At 48.3% G+C, this 15,252-nt stretch carries 17 protein-coding genes; 4 read left to right on the forward strand and 13 right to left on the reverse strand.

From position 1 onward, the window contains the following. Positions 1 to 18 precede the first annotated feature (18 nt). The 4 genes from SB24_RS08290 to SB24_RS08305 form a co-directional block, all read right to left on the reverse strand. On the reverse strand, positions 19 to 951 hold the full coding sequence (locus tag SB24_RS08290) for an aldo/keto reductase (protein ID WP_039252874.1): 933 nt from the start codon (positions 949 to 951) through the stop codon (positions 19 to 21). A 129-nt stretch (positions 952 to 1,080) separates the two neighbouring features. Further along, positions 1,081 to 2,151 carry a helix-turn-helix domain-containing protein gene (locus SB24_RS08295; RefSeq protein WP_015416739.1) on the reverse strand — a complete coding sequence of 357 codons (1,071 nt, stop codon included), beginning with the start codon at positions 2,149 to 2,151 and terminating at the stop codon, positions 1,081 to 1,083. 136 nt (positions 2,152 to 2,287) lie between these two features. Further along, positions 2,288 to 2,932 carry a lipase EstA gene (locus tag SB24_RS08300; protein ID WP_007409033.1) on the reverse strand — a complete coding sequence of 215 codons (645 nt, stop codon included), beginning with the start codon at positions 2,930 to 2,932 and terminating at the stop codon, positions 2,288 to 2,290. A 195-nt stretch (positions 2,933 to 3,127) separates the two neighbouring features. Then, the gene (locus tag SB24_RS08305; RefSeq protein ID WP_033575137.1) at positions 3,128 to 4,243 is read right to left on the reverse strand and encodes a type II asparaginase; all 1,116 of its coding nucleotides are present in this window, start codon (positions 4,241 to 4,243) and stop codon (positions 3,128 to 3,130) included. A gap of 177 nt (positions 4,244 to 4,420) precedes the next feature. Here SB24_RS08305 and SB24_RS08310 point away from each other — a divergent pair, with 177 nt between their 5' ends. Further along, a complete protein-coding gene (locus SB24_RS08310) occupies positions 4,421 to 4,987 on the forward strand; it encodes a transcriptional regulator LmrA (RefSeq protein WP_007409030.1) in 567 nt (188 codons plus the stop codon). Between the two features lie 36 nt (positions 4,988 to 5,023). Next, entirely contained in the window at positions 5,024 to 6,463 is a 1,440-nt protein-coding gene (lmr(B), locus tag SB24_RS08315) for a lincomycin efflux MFS transporter Lmr(B) (protein ID WP_032862609.1), read from the forward strand. A gap of 35 nt (positions 6,464 to 6,498) precedes the next feature. Here lmr(B) and SB24_RS08320 read toward each other — a convergent pair whose 3' ends face one another. Beyond that, positions 6,499 to 7,626 carry an aminotransferase class V-fold PLP-dependent enzyme gene (locus tag SB24_RS08320; RefSeq protein ID WP_033575136.1) on the reverse strand — a complete coding sequence of 376 codons (1,128 nt, stop codon included), beginning with the start codon at positions 7,624 to 7,626 and terminating at the stop codon, positions 6,499 to 6,501. 71 nt (positions 7,627 to 7,697) lie between these two features. On the opposite strand from SB24_RS08320, the gene pcp reads away from it, so the two are divergent. After that, positions 7,698 to 8,345 carry a pyroglutamyl-peptidase I gene (gene pcp / locus SB24_RS08325; RefSeq protein WP_033575135.1) on the forward strand — a complete coding sequence of 216 codons (648 nt, stop codon included), beginning with the start codon at positions 7,698 to 7,700 and terminating at the stop codon, positions 8,343 to 8,345. On the opposite strand, the gene tatC is transcribed toward pcp, so the two are convergent. The 4 genes from tatC to SB24_RS08345 form a co-directional block, all read right to left on the reverse strand. Then, positions 8,342 to 9,067, reverse strand: a complete 726-nt coding sequence (gene tatC, locus SB24_RS08330) for a twin-arginine translocase subunit TatC (RefSeq protein ID WP_033575134.1) — start codon at positions 9,065 to 9,067, stop codon at positions 8,342 to 8,344. The genes pcp and tatC overlap by 4 nt on opposite strands. Positions 9,068 to 9,128: 61 nt before the next feature. After that, positions 9,129 to 9,326, reverse strand: coding sequence for a twin-arginine translocase TatA/TatE family subunit (locus SB24_RS08335; protein WP_003156681.1), 198 nt, complete (start codon positions 9,324 to 9,326; stop codon positions 9,129 to 9,131). Positions 9,327 to 9,338: 12 nt separating this feature from the next. Further along, the gene (locus SB24_RS08340; protein WP_033575133.1) at positions 9,339 to 11,090 is read right to left on the reverse strand and encodes an alkaline phosphatase D family protein; all 1,752 of its coding nucleotides are present in this window, start codon (positions 11,088 to 11,090) and stop codon (positions 9,339 to 9,341) included. Positions 11,091 to 11,353: 263 nt separating this feature from the next. Beyond that, entirely contained in the window at positions 11,354 to 11,782 is a 429-nt protein-coding gene (locus SB24_RS08345) for a cell wall hydrolase (protein ID WP_015416732.1), read from the reverse strand. A 153-nt stretch (positions 11,783 to 11,935) separates the two neighbouring features. On the opposite strand from SB24_RS08345, the gene SB24_RS08350 reads away from it, so the two are divergent. Beyond that, positions 11,936 to 12,319 (forward strand): DUF2512 family protein, encoded by a 384-nt coding sequence (locus tag SB24_RS08350; protein WP_003156684.1) that lies wholly within the window; start codon positions 11,936 to 11,938, stop codon positions 12,317 to 12,319. Between the two features lie 63 nt (positions 12,320 to 12,382). Here the strand turns inward: SB24_RS08350 and SB24_RS08355 are convergent, their stop codons facing one another. The 4 genes from SB24_RS08355 to SB24_RS08370 all read right to left on the reverse strand — a co-directional run bounded on the left by SB24_RS08355 (position 12,383) and on the right by SB24_RS08370 (position 15,003). Then, entirely contained in the window at positions 12,383 to 12,721 is a 339-nt protein-coding gene (locus SB24_RS08355; RefSeq protein WP_015416731.1) for a thioredoxin family protein, read from the reverse strand. Positions 12,722 to 12,899: 178 nt separating this feature from the next. Next, on the reverse strand, positions 12,900 to 13,289 hold the full coding sequence (locus SB24_RS08360) for a DoxX family protein (RefSeq protein WP_015239089.1): 390 nt from the start codon (positions 13,287 to 13,289) through the stop codon (positions 12,900 to 12,902). A 130-nt stretch (positions 13,290 to 13,419) separates the two neighbouring features. Further along, positions 13,420 to 14,358, reverse strand: a complete 939-nt coding sequence (locus tag SB24_RS08365) for a ring-cleaving dioxygenase (protein ID WP_033575132.1) — start codon at positions 14,356 to 14,358, stop codon at positions 13,420 to 13,422. Between the two features lie 24 nt (positions 14,359 to 14,382). Next, positions 14,383 to 15,003 (reverse strand): nitroreductase family protein, encoded by a 621-nt coding sequence (locus SB24_RS08370; protein WP_033575131.1) that lies wholly within the window; start codon positions 15,001 to 15,003, stop codon positions 14,383 to 14,385. Positions 15,004 to 15,252: the final 249 nt, after the last annotated feature.

The following is a 15,252-nucleotide window of genomic DNA, read 5'->3' on the forward strand; positions in this document are numbered from 1 at the left end:
TATTTCCTTTTTTTATTTTCACTTAAAGATGTCACTGATATATTGAACCTCATCCTCGGTTAACTGCACATGAAGCGCGTCCAGATTGTGTTTCAGCTGGTCGGGGCGTTTGGCTCCGGGAATGATCGCATCCACTGCCGGCTGCGACAGAAGCCACGCGAGTGCGATATGCGCTGTCTGCGCCCCTTTTTCCTCCGCAACGGCCCGAAGCTTATCCACTCTCTCCAGGTTTTGGCGAAAAGCTTCCCCCTGAAACGGCGGCCTGTTCTTTCGGCTGTCCTCAAAGACTGTGTCTTTTGTAAACTTTCCCGTCAGCAAGCCGGAAGCAAGCGGGAAATAAGGAATAAAGGAAATGCCGTTCTTTTCACAATAAGGCAGCAGATCATGCTCCGCCTCACGCTGAATCAGTGAATATTCCGATTGAAAAACCTCTAAATAGCCGTCCGCGTTAAACTCCTGCAATTGCCGGAAGCTGAGATTGGACGCGCCGATTGCTCTGATTTTCCCTTCGTCCTTCAGTTCTTTTAGCGTGCCCGCCACTTCGGAGAGCGGTGTTTTGCCGTCAGGGAAGTGGATGTAATACAAATCAATCACGTCTGTTTTCAGCCGCTTCAGGCTGTTTTCCGCCTCACTCCGGAGAAATTCACGGCTGTTGTCCAGCTCGATTTGTCCGTTGGCTTCTTTATGCGCGCCTTTTGACGCAATCACGAGGCTGTCCCGCACGCCGCGCTCTGCGACAACTTCACCGATTAACTCTTCGGAACGCCCCAAACCGTATATAAACGCCGTATCAATAAAATTGACGCCGCCGTCCAATGCTGTGCGGATGAGTTCTTTTCCCGTTTCATCATTAAGATTCGGAAACAAATTATGTCCTCCGACCGCATTTGCGCCAAAACCGATACGCTTTACCCGTAAATCCGTCCTGCCCAGCGTACGTGTCTCATCCATGGCTCAGGCTCCCTTCCTTTTATCGCTCTGTTTAGTATTAGATAGACGGTAAGAATTATCCTGCCTGAGAGCCTATCTGCAAAAAAAACCTTGAAAAGCGTTTGCCCTTCAAGGTTTTTTGGCTGTGTATTAAGATGTCAGAGCTGCGGCGAAGCGTTCGGCTTCATCCGTGAGAGCACCCTCAATTTCCTTATAGCGGCTGGAAATCGTTGAGGCGCTGACGCCGTACTTCTTCGCCAGCTTCGCTTGAGAAACGGACGCGCCGTTCAGAGAAATGCTGTTTACGTAATATTCGACCGCCGCCGCGAAAGCTTCAGGCTTTCTGATCGTCGGTGTTTTTTTGACACAGAACGTTTTCCACAGATCAATTACGGCCGGAACCAGCTCAGCCGGGTATTCATCCCCGCTCAGGCCTTTTTCAATAGCGTCTGCCGTTTCCTTCTCCATGTCGTTGGCCCACTCTGTCTGTTTTTCTTCAGCAGCCTGCTCAGGCTCTTCCGCCGTTCCTAAAAGAGCGGCCAGCACAATGTCGAAGTTGTCCTGCATAAAGCGCTCAGGCGATTTTCCTTCCGCAAGAGCCGGGGCAGCCGCCTTTTTCACTTTGCTGATTAGAGCTTCGGTCCGCTTCACAGGGAAGATCGTAAATTGCATGAAGAACTCCGCTTTTTCCGCTTCGTGGATCGGATAGCCGAGAATCAGGCTTCCCGCCGGCGGAAGATCCTGCTGGCTGACGTCCATTTCCACTTTGAATTGTTTTTTCGTCATCACATCTTCAAAGTGAATCATTCCTTCTTTCACATCTTCAAGCACCATAACGGCAGGTGTCATGCTTTTCCATGATTCAACGATTTCCCGTGTTTTCGGGCGGTTGATGCCGCCGGCTTTTTTCTGAAGATATTCTTCAAAAATCGTCTTGCCGCCTGCCAGCGGACGAAAGAAAATTCCCCAAATGCCGAGGTTGAAGACTCCGATGTCTTTTGTCTGTCTGTCCAGCTCCGTAATGAACGCGTGCTGGTTAATAAATGATGATATGCCGTCTCTATGTGCTGTAAAGGCGTACTCCATTAGGCTTTCCTGAATCTGTTTCGCTTCTTTTGCCGCGATGTCTGCCGGAATGGCAGCTTCTTTGCTTCCGCAGCATTTTTTATATTTCTTCCCGCTGCCGCATGGGCAAGGGGCGTTTCTTTTCACTTTTCCCACAATAAACCCTCCGAATTCTGATATAACTTTATTATTTTAACAAAAATAACTTCAGAGGGCTTGGTTTACGGCGAAAAAAGAATATGGAAGAAAAAAAGACCCCGGGATATTCTCATTCTCCGAGGCTTTGAAACTGTTAATTTGTATTTTGTCCGCCGCCGTTCAGACCTTCTTTAATCAGCCCGTTTACTTGGCTGTTCATCAAAAGTCCGATGTGGCCGACACCGTGAATCTGCACGTTTTTCCCGCCGATCAGCCGTGACAGCGGGTTCAGGACGATTAAGTCCGCTGAGCTGTAAATCGATGTATATAAAATCTTTTGGTTCGGATCAGTCCCCGGAAGCGCCCGGTTGGTCACAAGGCCGTTCGCTCCGCCGAGTGTGACGACGTTTGCGATTTTGTCTCCGCCGTCAAGATTTTTAATGTAATAGAGCGTGTTGGCGCCGCCCATGCTGTGCGCGACGATATCGACTTTTTTCGCACCTGTTTCGCTGAGCACTTTTTTCACGTAATTGGACAGTCTCGGTGCATTGTGTCTGTTGTTTCCGGTTTTGTCCAGAAAATCAATGGCGTACATCTCATTTCTTGACCAGCCTTGGGATGCCAAGTACGTTTTGATTCCCGCGAAGTTAAAGGACGCCCCGCCGATTCCGTGGACCATGACAACCGGGTTATGCTCTGAGGAAGCTTTCGATACGGTCGGCTGGAAGGCAAATACGGAAATGACGGAGAGCATGCAGACTGTAAGAATCGCTAGGATTTTGCTTTTGATTTGTTTCATGAACTTTCCTCCTGTTATGTAATTTTTTGCAATTTTCATTTTATTAGAGAAGAAAAGGAAAAAATAGAGTATTTTTTACTGTTTTCAACAATTGAAAAAGAGGCGGAAAAATGAGAAAGACGCCCCTTTCCCGAAAGCACACTTATACTTTAATACGGCAAACAAAAAAAGGAGAGAACACCCGGTTCTCTTCTCCTAGTACTCATTGAAATAGGTTTGAATCCGCTTAGGGTCATGCGTTTTTGTCAGCGCGAGCATCAGCAGAATCCGCGCTTTTTGAGGGTTGAGAGAGTTTGAAGCTGTCAAATGGTCTTTTTCATACTCTCGATTAGGTGTTACCGTTCCGTTTCCCGTCCTTGTGGAGCGGACGACCGCCAGCCCGCTTTTGACCGACTTTACGGCGCCTTTATGCGCCGCATCAGACATTGAGCCGTTTCCCGGGCCTGCAAAAATAATGCCTTGCGCCCCTGATTTTACGGCAGCTTCAAAGAGATAGCTTCCGTCATTTTGATAGCCGTATATAATATCGACTTGCGGCAGTTTATCAAGTTTGTCTATCTTGAAATCTGTATCCTTCGTATGCTTTCGGGTCATGATGTTATTAAAATAGATGTCATCAGCAATTGTTCCGATATAACCCATCTCTTCCGATTTGAATGTGTCTGCCGCGGTTGTATTGGTTTTTGTCACATAGCGCGCCGAAGCGATTCTGTCATTTAATACGACAAGCGTCCCCTTACCTTTCGCATCAGGCGCAGCCGCTGTTTTTACAGCGTTATATAAGTTGGACGGCCCGTCTGCTCCGATCGCCGTGGACGGCCTCATTGACCCGGCGACAACAACGGGCTTGTCACTTTTGACCGTCAGATTGAGAAAGTAGGCGGTTTCCTCAAGTGTGTCTGTTCCATGTGTAATGACAATGCCGTCTGTATCATCAGACTTGAGCAGCTTGTTTACCCGTTTTGCAAGTTTCAGCAGTGTCTCGTTATTCATATTCTGGCTGCCTATATTCACAACCTGTTCTCCGCTCACATGCGCGACCTCTTTTATCTCCGGAACGGCCTGAATCAGGGCATCAACTCCGATTGCCCCCGCCGTGTACTCCGTAGCGGACGTCTTTGAAGGAGCAGCGCCTGCAATTGTGCCGCCGGTGGCAAGAATTTTAACATTCGGAAGTCCGTCTTTTTTCGCTGGGGCTGCGGCTGCCATCCGGGGCGGTGTTTCTTTCGCTTGAGGAGATTGGGAGCAGCCGGCCGCGATGAAGAGCAGAGCCGTGATAAATGTAATGAAGGGCATAAATTGTTTTTTCATTCTTTTCTCTCCTTTTCTTTATTTATGAAGATTTTCCTCTCACCGGTCAACGCGCTTGTCAGGCAACCTCCCGAAGAAAATAACCGTTAAAAAACCTTGACACCGTCATGTGAAATCAAGATAATAGACCAGTCACTATATTTTAAATTTGTCAAAAATCAGTAAGGTGGGAACATTATGAGCTATGGAGATTCTCGTGAAAAAATCCTCGCCGCGGCAACCAGGCTGTTTCAGCTTCAGGGATATTACGGCACGGGGCTGAATCAGATTATTAAAGAAAGCGGTGCGCCGAAAGGTTCTCTTTACTATCATTTTCCGGACGGCAAAGAGCAGCTCGCCATTGAGGCTGTCAATGAAATGAGCCATTATATCCGTATGAAAATAAAAGAAAGCCTTGATGCCCATCCTGATCCTGCGGAAAGCATTCAAGCGTTTTTACAGGACTTATCAAGCCAATTCACATGTCCGGAAAACTTTGAAGGGTTTCCTGTCGGTTTACTGGCTGCCGAGACTGCTTTAAAGAGCGAAAAGCTCCAGCAGGCCTGTCAAAGCGCTTATCAGGAATGGGAGAATCTGTTCGCGGGCAAATTGAGATCAGCCGGTTTTTCTGATGAGAAAGCGGCGGAAATCAGCACTGTTTTAAATGCCATGATAGAAGGCGGCATCATTGTGTCCTTAGCCAAAAAAGACAAAATGCCGATCCTCCATATTTCTAAACAAATCCCGAACCTGCTGAAGACATAAAATACGAGAGACATGTACGTATAGAAAGAGAGGAGAATGATTTTGGAAAACGCTCAGCCTTCCAAACAATATAAAGTCATGCCGATCATGATTTCTTTACTGACGGCAGGGTTTATCGGCATGTTCAGTGAAACGGCGCTGAATATCGCCCTGACTGACCTGATGAAGGAGTTACATATCACTCCTGCGACCGTCCAGTGGCTGACGACGGGCTATCTGCTCGTTCTCGGTATTCTTGTCCCGGTATCGGGTCTGCTTTTGCAATGGTTTACGACGAGACAGCTGTTTATCGTTTCACTTGCTTTTTCCATTATCGGCACGCTGATTGCAGCGCTTGCGCCGAGCTTTCCGTTTCTTTTGGCGGCAAGAATCGTGCAGGCTTTAGGAACCGGGCTGCTGCTGCCGCTGATGTTTAATACAATCCTCGTCATCTTTCCGCCGCATAGGCGCGGAGCGGCGATGGGGACGATCGGGCTTGTCATCATGTTCGCTCCTGCGATCGGTCCGACATTTTCAGGGCTTGTGTTAGAGCATTTGAACTGGCATTGGATTTTCTGGATTTCCCTGCCGTTTCTTGTGTTGGCTCTTTTATTCGGCATCGCCTACATGCAGAACGTGTCTGACATTACAAAACCGAAAATTGACGTGCTTTCCATTATTCTGTCTACGATCGGATTTGGCGGCATCGTATTCGGATTCAGCAATGCGGGCGAAGGATCAGACGGCTGGTCAAGCCCGACGGTTATCGGTTCGCTCACTGTCGGTGCGATCGCGCTCATCTTATTTTCCATCAGGCAGCTGACAATGAAGCAGCCGATGATGAATCTGCGCGCTTTCCGCTATCCGATGTTTGTTCTCGGTGTCGTGATTGTATTTATCTGTATGATGGTTATCTTATCAACAATGCTCCTATTGCCTATGTATTTACAAAGCGGACTGATGCTGACGGCGTTTACGTCCGGGCTCATCCTGCTGCCGGGCGGTATTTTAAACGGCTTTATGTCTCCGGTGACGGGGCGCCTGTTTGATAAATACGGACCGAAGTGGCTTGTCATTCCCGGGTTTGTCATCACGGCCGCCGTACTTTGGTTTTTCTCAAACATTACCGGCACTTCAACGGCCATTCTCATCGTCGTGCTCCACACATGCCTGATGATCGGCATTTCCATGATCATGATGCCGGCGCAAACGAACGGCTTAAACCAGCTGCCGCCGGAATTTTACCCGGACGGAACGGCCATTATGAATACGCTCCAGCAGATGGCCGGCGCAATCGGCACTGCGGTGGCGGTCAGCATCATGGCAGCCGGGCAGAAGAATTATATGAGCACCGTGAAAAACCCGAATGATCCTTCCGCATACTCTCACGCGCTGATTGCGGGCGTCCAGCACGCCTTTATCTTCGCGATGATTGTCGCTGTTATCGGCTTGATCAGCGCCTTCTTTATGAAACGGGTCAAAGTGAATCACTCATAAGAAAACAGCAGGCTCCCCGTGAGTCTGCTGTTTTTTTATATACCGCGCGCTTCAGCCAGTTCATCAATCGCATACATCAGATCATCGGCCGTGTTATAGAAATGAGGCGCCAGCCGGATGATATGTCCGCTGGGTGCGCATACGATGTTTTTCCGCCTCAACAGCGCAGCCGTTTCCGCCACTTTTTCATCCCGTATGGAAATCATGCCGGGTCTGTCATCGGCAGACGGAGGGCCTGTGAGATTCAATCCTTTTTCAGAAGCGTATTCATACGCAAATGTGCTGAGTTTTTTTACTTCCCGGTGAATGCGGTCTGTGCCGGCATCGTTCACTAGAGATAAAGCCGCCTGTGCCGCATATATGCTGATAAATGCCGGGGTTCCGGTCTCAAAGCGTTTGGCTCCGTCCGCATAAGAAAAACGGGTTATATCCAGCATCGACGCCCGCTGCTGCCCGAACCACCCGGTGACTTTCGGCTTCAGCTGTTCGGCGAGTTCCTTTCTGACATAAAGAAACGCCGTTCCCGGTATGCCGAGCATATACTTTCTCGCACCCGCGGCCAGCATATCAACTCCCCATTCTTTTACATCAATCGGGATGTGCCCCGCCGATTGATAAGCATCGACAAAAAGAAGCGATCCCTTCTTTGCGGATATCTCGGCAATGCGCTTCATATCCTGGACAAAACCGGACGTATATGACACATGGGGCACACAGGTGAAAAGCGTCTGTTCCGATATGTACGTCTCATACCGCTCTAACGGGATCATTCCGTCTTCAGACGGCACGACTGAAAGCTCCATCTCAGTCTGTGCCTTCAAAATGTGGGCGATCGCCGGAAAATCCAATTCCGTATACACCGCCTGTTTCTTTCGGCAATCCGGTAAAGCAGAAACGACGGCAGAGACAGCAGCCGTTACTGAAGGTAAAACGGCGATTTCTTCAGGATGGGCGCCGATCAATTTCGCAAATTCACACCTTGCCTGCTCCGTTCGTCCAATGGCTTCTTCCCAGTTTCCGCCATGCTGAAGCAGGCTTTCCTGATAGTCATTGATCGCTTTTGAAACCGGCAGGGCAAGAGCGCTTTGAGAGCAGCTGGCGAGCATCGTATGTGTGCGGAGCGCCGGAAATAAAGATCGGTATTGCACCAGAGGCGAATTCAAGACATGTTTCCCCCTTCGGCAGGAATATATGTCCATTATAGAGTATGGTAAAAAGAAAAGGAGGGTTTTATATGGAGAAAAAAGTATTGCTGACAGGCTTTGACCCCTTCGGCGGGGAAACGGTCAATCCTTCATGGGAAGCGGTCAAACGGCTGAATGGTGCCGCTGAGGGCCCCGCCTCTATCGTATCTGAACAAGTGCCGACCGTTTTTTATAAGTCTCTTGCCGTGCTGCGCGAGGCGATCAAAAAGCATCAGCCTGACATTATCATCTGTGTCGGACAGGCAGGCGGCAGAATGCAGATCACGCCGGAACGGGTCGCGATCAATCTCAATGAGGCGCGCATACCGGATAACGAAGGAAACCAGCCTGTCGGGGAAAACATTTCTCAAGACGGTCCCGCGGCTTATTGGACCGGCCTTCCGATCAAACGGATCGTTGAGGAAATCAAAAAGGAAGGCATTCCCGCGGCTGTATCCTACACGGCGGGGACGTTTGTATGCAATCACCTCTTTTACGGGCTGATGGATGAAATCAGCCGCCATCATCCGCCCATCCGCGGCGGGTTTATACACATCCCGTACATTCCGGAGCAAACCTTGCAAAAGTCTGCGCCGAGCCTCAGCCTGGATCTCGTGACAAAAGCGCTCAAAATCGCCGCGGTGACCGCCGCGGCGCATGAGGACGATATTGAGACTGGCGGAGGCGAACTTCACTAAGCTGCAGACGCCGCCTCGGCCCATTTCTTCCGGTAAACGATGCGGGACAGCGTCACACTGATTTCATAGAGGACGAGCAGCGGAATCATGACGAGAAAGTCAGACATAAAATCCGGAGGCGTAATCAGCACCGAGACGACGATCAGCACAAAATACGAAAGCTTCCGCGCCTTTGCCAGCCGGGTTGGATTCACGATTCCGAGCCGTGTCAGAAACATGACGGCCAGAGGCATTTCAAACAAAAATCCGAACGGCAATGTAAGATTCAGCATAAAGGTAAAATACTTGTCCGCCGTAAATACCATGTCAAAATGGCCGGCGGATAATTGTGTTAAAAATCCGAGCACAATCGGAAACAGCACAAAATACCCGAAGGAAATTCCGATAATAAACAAAACCGAAAGCCCCGGAATGTAAAGCAAAGCGGCGCGGCGTTCAAACGGGGTCAAAGCCGGCGCCGTAAAACGCCAGAGCTGAAAAGCGGCAACCGGAATCGTTGCCGTAAGGGCGCATATTCCCGCAATCATCATATACACCCATAAAATCTCGCTCGGCCCTAAAACGGCCAGCCTGCCATCCAAATCCTTGATCAGCCAGTCATAAATATCCTGCACAAACCAGCAGGCGCCGATAAAAAACACGAGAAAGGCGATAACGGTTTTAATGAGACGCTGCCGGACTTCCTCTAAATGCCCGATCAAGTGGGTTTCTTTTTTATCCAATCGTACATCCTCCTTATAGAGAAAGAGGCAGAAGCGGATTCGTCTGCCCCCATGTCAGGATTCAGCCTGCCGTTTTGTCTTTCTCAGCCGTCTGCTTGTCCGGCTCTTCATTTGAGACCAGTGTTTTTGCGGCGCTTTTAAATTCAAGCAGCGTGCGGCCGGCGGCACGGCCGATTTCCGGAAGCTTTGAAGGCCCGAAAATGATGAGAGCGATGACGAAGATCAGGATCAACCCGGGAATGCCGATATTAGAAAACATGAGTGTGCCTCCTTATTGTGAGATTTTGGCCCGTTTCTTTCTCATTTGCTTTTCATGCGCATTGTTATGGGCGAAGAAACGATCCTCTTCCACCTCATTTGACTGCTTTACACCGCCTGCAACCGCAGCTTGAGAGACCTTCCGAATCCCCGTCTGGTCTTTCTGATAAATGAATGAAGCCCGCGTGGATACCTCAGCCCCCGGCTCCGTCACGTACGGCACCACTCTGTAATCCGCTCTCCATTGGGCAGGGGTCACCGTACAGCGGACATAGCCGCGGTAATCGTTGAAAAACTTAATATGCGGGTTTTGTTTTAAGATCTGATCCGTATCGGCCCGTTTATCCGCTCCGTTTCCTCCAGATGTAATGGAAGTTCCGACGAATTCGGCTCCGAAAATCTTTGAATTCGTTTGATTAAAATCGGTATGCAGGTTTGACGCCCAGCTTGCGTGAACATCACCCGTCAGCACGATGACATTGTTCAGGTTTTTGCTTTTTATAAAATTGATGACCCGCTCCCGCTGAGCCGGGTAGCCGTCCCATGAATCCATGCTGTATATCGGATTGGCGGTTGTTCCGAAATTCCATTGCGCGAAAAAGATTTGCTGCGCCAGCACATTCCACTTCGCTTTTGAGGCGGCTAAATTTCCGAAGAGCCATTGCTCCTGTTCTGTCCCCATCAATGTACGCTTCGGATCTCTCCACTCATCAGAAGGCGGCTTATTCCCGTCGCCGTTGGCCTGATCATCTCTGTACTGTCTTGTATCAAGCACATTGAACGATGCTAAATTGCCATAAGAAAATTGCCTGTACAGCCGCATATCAGGACCGTTCGGCAATGACATGCGCCTGAGCGGCATGTGTTCATAATAAGCCTGATAAGCTGCGGCCCTCCTGAGCACAAACGCTTCAACGGATTGGCCTTTTTCAGGGATAATATTGGCATAATTGTTTTCCACCTCATGATCGTCCCACGTCACGACCCACGGAAATGCGGCGTGGGCGGCTTTCAGATTGGCATCAGAGCGGTATTGGGCATGACGGTTGCGGTAATCTGACAGTGTATACACTTCAGCGCTGCTGTGCGTCCTGACATTTCCCGTTTTTGACACATATTCGTTCGGTCCGTATTCATAAATGTAATCTCCGAGATGGAACACGAGATCAAGCTTTTCCTTCGCCATATGTTTATACGCCGTATAATAGCCGTGTTCATACTGCTGGCATGAAGCAAATGCAAACGTCATGGCGGATACGTCAGCACCGGGAGCGGGCAGCGTTTTCGTCCGGCCGACAGGACTGAGCTCATGCCCGCTTTTAAACCGGTAATAGTACACTTTATTGGGCTTAAGCCCGTCCGCCTCGACATGGACGGAGTGTCCGAGATTCGGCTTGGCCATTTCCGTTCCGCGTTTGACGATGTGACGAAAATGTTCATCAGCGGCGATTTCCCATTTTACCGGCACGGCCTGCTTCGGCATGCCGCCCCCATTCAGCGGGTCAGGGGCAAGACGCGTCCAGAGAATGACGCTGTCAGACAGCGGGTCGCCGGAGGCTACGCCGAGGGTGAACGGATAGTTTGAAAATTTCGGAGCGGCATTCACTTCAAACGCGCCGATGGATTGCGCGATCGCTAACCCGAGGGAAAGACCGGCGATTTTCCCGGCGCCCTGTATAAATGCGCGGCGGTCAAACGTATTGTTCTGAAAGCTTTTGTTCTCCAATTCCTTGATCCATTCATCTAAACGGCCGTCATGTGTCATGTCAGTTCCCCTTTCGTCTCATTGATCGCCCTTATTATAAAAAAGAAATGTTAAACCGCTATGAAGAAGTGTGAAGGGTTTGTAAGGCTGAAAAATGGACGGCGGGAGACATTTTTCACATTGTTTCGACAAACCTTGCCCCGCCGGGAGAAAACCCCCTCTGTTTGTTTTTGGCTTGTCATCCGTCAAGCGCACTTTTTTCCTATTTTTCTTCACAAAAAATTAAAAAAACACCGTTCATTCTCAGAACGGTGCGCCCGGGATTAAAATGTATTGTACACGTTTTCGCACGTCTCACCTGTCGGCTGATAGAAGCAGTGGGATTTGAATCTGGCGACAAACGGCTGGCCATACCAAGTCTGCGGGCAGTTGCCCGGAGGCTTAAAATACCACAGGCTGAATTTAGCCGGCCAAAACCGTTCTCCGTTAATCGTCCGGCGGGCAAGCCTCCGCTCGGATTCACGCGGTCTCTGGTAAAAGTATCCGTGAGTCACCGCTTCAAACGCGTGCGGCTGAAACACCATCTGCCTGATGGTGCGCAGGCCTTTAAAATCAGAACAATTCGCCCGCACCCGATTGATTCCCACATTGCCGACCAAAAGCATTCCCTGCTTCCCTTCGCCTTCCGCTTCCGCCCTGAGCAGCCTTGCCATTAGATCCAGATCGGCGCTCGACGCTTTTACGACTGCCATCATGACACCTCCCGTATTTTCTCCCTTCATCATATTCAGCCGCGGCCCAGTGATGACAGACAAAAGCCAGAAAACAAATGTTCACGAAAAAAGGGTTTATATTTCACGTTATGAGGAAACATATTAACATGATTTCCATAAGGAGGAATTCGCATGGAACACATTAAAGCGCTTGCCATTAAAGGCATTATGACCATCATTATTCTGTACCTGATACTCGGCTTAGGTTTTCGCTTTACATTCGGCGACGTGCTGCTGATGACCATTGTGCTGGGAGCCGTTTCCTACTTTACGGGCGACCTGTACGTGCTTCCAAGATGGAATAATATCACGGCGGCGTCCGCTGATTTCGGAATCGCGTTTCTTGTTGTCTGGCTGATGGGAATGCCGCTGTCCATGGGCATTTCCGGAGGAAGACTGGCGTTTGCCGCTCTTATTTCCGCCGTCATCATCGCCGTCGGAGAATATTTTTTCCATATCTATCTGATGAGAAAAGACTTGGGCGGGTCCCGTTTTTTAGAACCCCGGTCCGAATAACGTAAAAAAGGCCGGATAAAAGCCCCTTTAAAGGGGGCTTTTTATTTGTAAAGTATAAACGCTTTATACATCTTGATATAACTGATAAACCCTTTTCAGCCTTTCTTCGAGCTGTTCAAAATGAACAAAGCGGGCTTCTCTCAGAAACTCAGTCCCATCAATGAACAAAAGAAGCACGGGGACAGTGAAGACTGAAAATCTGCCGGCCACCTCTTCTACCTCGTCAGCATTGATATGCCCCAATTTGATATTCGGAAACTGATCCAATACGTTTCTGAGCTGCGGCAGAACAGCGTGACATACTGTACAGGCGGGTCTTGAAATGTAGATAAAACTGAATTGATGCTGTTTAATAAAATTCTCGATAGAATCTAATGAATGTAATTCTGCCATCTCTTTCATCAAAACCCTCCTCCAAATCGGCTCGTCTTTCATGACCAAGCTCATCAATACGCGTACATCCACTATACACATTTATATTGAACATATCCGCTTTTTTGCTATTCAGAGCACCTGAACGTTGTGCTTGAAAATAAAAGAACAGTTACCGCTTTTCAGTAACTGTTCTTAGATACTTATATTAAAAATGCAAAGCGTACGCCCCTGAACCGATGAGTGCAACTCCGATGGAGACTGCAATCAGCACCAAGTTATATTCAAAACCGCCGGCACCGTTGGCAAATCCTTTCGCTCCATGGACTTTTACGATGGCACCTAACATAATAATCGTTATAATAGCAGCTCCGAGCGGGAGGAAAACACCTAAAATAAATAGAATTCCGCTTGCGAGTTCCCCGAGACCTGATAAAGCGGCCGCGGCATTGCCCGGTTTAACTCCAATTGACTCGAACCACTGTCCGGTTCCTTTAATTCCGTATCCGCCAAACCAGCCGAATAATTTTTGTGATCCATAAAACAGAAACACCACACCAATTATGATTCGAATAAGTAATAGTCCTGCATCTTCCATTTTTATCTCTCCTTATTTTTCATATTATATGATGTCTGCAAGGCAGCTGTTTACCAACAGTCGCTTCCAGCAAACATCTGTTAAATGTATGTCTTGTTATTTTTCTTCATGCTTCACGTTCATCTATCAATCAATCTAATTCTCTCACTTCAAACGGCAGCAGCCCTAGTTCAATTTGTGCCCGGTGCGGTTCATACTGCTCAGGGAGCATCAGTTTTCCGCCCATTTTTTCTTGTGACTCATCATGGGCAAAGCCCGGCGGATCAGTTGCGATCTCAAATAAGATTTCCCCGTGTTCTCTGAAGTAAACTGCATTAAAATAGTTTCTATCCTGAACAGGAGTTACACCATATCCGTGCGCAGCAATGAACCTTTGCCAATCTAATTGATCTTCGTCATCCTGAGCCCGCCAAGCGATGTGATGGACCGTGCCGATACCCATTTGCCCGCGGCCGATAGGCGTTAACTTAAGGTCAATCACATTTCCGATATCACCGGCAGAACGATAACGAACGAAGTCTCCTTCTTTACCGACTCGCTCAAGCCCCATGATGTTTTCTAGCAGTTTACCTGTTTTTTCAGGCTGTGCTGATAACAGGGTCGCACCGCCAAAGCCTTTAATGGCAACATCCGGGGTTATGTCTCCGAACGTCCACGTATTGGCTTCTCCTTCTTCTCTTTCCACGATTTCCAAGTGCAGACCGTGCGGGTCATCAAATTCTATATATTGTTCTCCAAAACGCTCGATTTTTGTGTATGGAATGTTGAACTTTTCAAGTCTCTTTTCCCAAAACGCCACGGCACCCTTCGGCACGGCGTAAGATGTCACACCAACCTGTCCGTCTCCAATGATGCCTTGGCGGGCGCCCGCCCACGGAAAGAATGTGATGATTGTTCCCGGCTTCCCGCCTTCATCCCCAAAATAAAGGTGATACGTACCCGGATCATCAAAATTGACCGTTTGCTTAACCAATCGCAGCCCCAGCACTCCAGCGTAGAAATCAGCATTCTCTTGAGGGTGACCGACAATTGCCGTAATATGATGGATGCCCATCGTTTTTTTCGCCATTTTTATTTGCTCCTTTACAAATAGTTAAATATACTCCACAAACTCATTCACAGGCTTTCGGTAGCCGCGCGGCCTTCTGCTTTCTATTTTTTCTTTCCCGATTGTAATCATCATGACGACCTCAAATTGATCACCTATCTTCAAAATCTGTTTCACGGCTTCAGCATCAAACCCTATCATCGGACAGGTGTCCCAGCCTTTTTCCTTAGCACTCAGCATAAACATCATCGCAGAAAGTGAAGCATTTCTTATCGCCTCATCTCTCTTAAATGGTTCTCCCCTGTTTTCATAAAACGAAACGGTGTCTTGAACCATGTGATCATACTCTTGTTTATTTAATACCCCCAGCATCTTCAATCCTTCATAGATGTCAGCCGCTTGCTGATATGCCTGCTTATCCCCTAAAACCAAAAGAACAGCTGATGAGCTAAACACTTTATATTGTCCGTTTGCGGCCTGCTTCAGCTTTTCTTTTACATCCGGGTCAAGAACCGTCACATATTTTGTATGCTGCAAATTAAAAGCTGATGGAGCCAACGCAACCAATTCAAACATTTCGTTGAGCTCATCTCTTGTGATTGGATGTTCTGGAAGAAAGTTGCTTGCAGATCTTCTTTCATTCACTAGCTGTACAAATTCAGCCATTTCTCTCGCACCCCTTTTATCTCGAATTCGAGATATTATCGTATAAAAAATCAAATAACGTATGATTAAAAAACGAAACGTTCTCTTCACTGATCTTTTCGTGATTCAAACGATCGGCAGGTTCTTATCCTGCACTCTAATTAAATTATCTTGAATTAAAAAATCTCGAATTCGAGATAATGATAAAAGATAAATACTCAAATGTCAACAGTTCTTTTTTTAATTCAGCCCCAATTTGTCTGTGTACTG

Source organism: Bacillus sp. Pc3 (assembly GCF_000815145.1).
GTDB classification, from domain to species: Bacteria; Bacillota; Bacilli; order Bacillales; family Bacillaceae; genus Bacillus; species Bacillus velezensis.

Excerpts from the sequence above, each read along its gene's own strand:
- pcp (WP_033575135.1), top strand. The coding sequence starts at position 7,698 with ATGGAGAAAAAAGTATTGCTGACAGGCTTTGACCCCTTCGGCGGGGAA.
- SB24_RS08370 (WP_033575131.1), bottom strand. The coding sequence starts at position 15,003 with ATGGCTGAATTTGTACAGCTAGTGAATGAAAGAAGATCTGCAAGCAAC.
- SB24_RS08345 (WP_015416732.1), bottom strand. The coding sequence starts at position 11,782 with ATGGCAGTCGTAAAAGCGTCGAGCGCCGATCTGGATCTAATGGCAAGG.
- SB24_RS08310 (WP_007409030.1), top strand. The coding sequence starts at position 4,421 with ATGAGCTATGGAGATTCTCGTGAAAAAATCCTCGCCGCGGCAACCAGG.
- SB24_RS08340 (WP_033575133.1), bottom strand. The coding sequence starts at position 11,090 with ATGACACATGACGGCCGTTTAGATGAATGGATCAAGGAATTGGAGAAC.
- SB24_RS08350 (WP_003156684.1), top strand. The coding sequence starts at position 11,936 with ATGGAACACATTAAAGCGCTTGCCATTAAAGGCATTATGACCATCATT.
- SB24_RS08355 (WP_015416731.1), bottom strand. The coding sequence starts at position 12,721 with ATGAAAGAGATGGCAGAATTACATTCATTAGATTCTATCGAGAATTTT.
- SB24_RS08335 (WP_003156681.1), bottom strand. The coding sequence starts at position 9,326 with ATGTTTTCTAATATCGGCATTCCCGGGTTGATCCTGATCTTCGTCATC.
- SB24_RS08365 (WP_033575132.1), bottom strand. The coding sequence starts at position 14,358 with ATGGCGAAAAAAACGATGGGCATCCATCATATTACGGCAATTGTCGGT.
- SB24_RS08290 (WP_039252874.1), bottom strand. The coding sequence starts at position 951 with ATGGATGAGACACGTACGCTGGGCAGGACGGATTTACGGGTAAAGCGT.
- SB24_RS08360 (WP_015239089.1), bottom strand. The coding sequence starts at position 13,289 with ATGGAAGATGCAGGACTATTACTTATTCGAATCATAATTGGTGTGGTG.
- SB24_RS08300 (WP_007409033.1), bottom strand. The coding sequence starts at position 2,932 with ATGAAACAAATCAAAAGCAAAATCCTAGCGATTCTTACAGTCTGCATG.
- SB24_RS08305 (WP_033575137.1), bottom strand. The coding sequence starts at position 4,243 with ATGAAAAAACAATTTATGCCCTTCATTACATTTATCACGGCTCTGCTC.